Source organism: Mesorhizobium sp. M5C.F.Ca.ET.164.01.1.1 (assembly GCF_004792125.1).
Taxonomy (GTDB): domain Bacteria; phylum Pseudomonadota; class Alphaproteobacteria; order Rhizobiales; family Rhizobiaceae; genus Mesorhizobium; species Mesorhizobium wenxiniae.
This window is the reverse complement of record NZ_SRTG01000323.1, coordinates 1-334: the sequence shown is the minus strand read 5'-3', so window position 1 is coordinate 334 and position 334 is coordinate 1. Positions and strand designations below refer to the sequence as shown.

Below are 334 nucleotides of genomic sequence, written 5' to 3'. Positions count from 1 at the left end.
CTTCAGCACGATGATGCGCCGGTCTTGCGTCGGCGAGGGGATGGTGTGGCCGTTGATGCGGCGTGCCTCCTCGGCGAACCATTTGACGAAGGACGCGCCGTAGCGGATCTCGCCTTTGGCCTCGTCCAGCGGCTTGCCCTGTTCGGTCGTCAGGATCAGCGCAAGATCGTCCAGATTCGCCAGCATCAGCCCATGCCAGGCCTCCAGGAGGGCAGCGCGCTCGGCGTTGGTTTTCTTCCTCCAATCCCCATAGGCAGCAGCCGCGGCGTCTATGGCCGCGCGGGTCTCCGGAGCGGCCATGTCGGGCACGGTGCCGATCGCGGCCTGGGTCGCC

The 334-nt window shown here is 67.1% G+C and carries 1 protein-coding gene; it reads right to left on the bottom strand.

Going from position 1 to position 334, the window contains the following annotated elements; translation table 11 throughout:
• Positions 1-334: aldehyde dehydrogenase family protein (locus tag EN807_RS33665; protein WP_135938028.1), on the bottom strand; the 334-nt coding region annotated here is incomplete at both ends.